This window comes from Cytobacillus sp. Bac17 (assembly GCF_024519925.1).
Taxonomy (GTDB): domain Bacteria; phylum Bacillota; class Bacilli; order Bacillales; family Cytobacillaceae; genus Cytobacillus; species Cytobacillus pseudoceanisediminis.
In genome coordinates, this window is the sequence record NZ_JALJRC010000100.1 from 1 (window position 1) to 438 (window position 438).

Genomic DNA, 438 nt, shown 5'->3' on the forward strand with positions numbered 1-438 from the left:
CAACCGGCGCGGAGCCCCTTCGTTCTCTTTTCCCCTCCTCCCCTTTCTCCTCCCTCCCTCCTCCTCTTCCCCCCCTCTCCTCTTTTCTTCCTTCCCTTTTTTCTTTCTTTCCCCCCCCTTCCCTTTCCCTTTCCCTTTCCCCTTCTCCTTTCTCCCCCCTCCCTCTTCTCTTCCCTCTTCCTTCTTTCTTTTCCCCCCCTTCTCCCTTTTCCTTCCTTTCCTTTCCTCCTCCTCTTTTCCTTCTCTTCTTTTCCTTTCCTCTTTCCCTCTTTTTCTCTTTCCCCTTCCCCTTTCTTCCCCCTTCTTTCCTTCCCCCTTTCTTTTCTTTTCTTTTTTCCTCCCTCTTTTTCTCTCTTTTTTCCCCTCTTCTTTCCTTCTTTTTTTTTTTTTTCTTCTCCCTCCCCTCTTCCCACTCCCCTCCCCCTTTTTTCTTCCCCT

General features: G+C 49.8%; 1 protein-coding gene. It reads right to left on the bottom strand.

The window, feature by feature from the left end; translation table 11 throughout:
* Positions 1-438, bottom strand: a 438-nt coding sequence (locus tag NR125_RS30285; RefSeq protein ID WP_256816881.1) for a hypothetical protein, incomplete at both ends; no start/stop codon positions are given.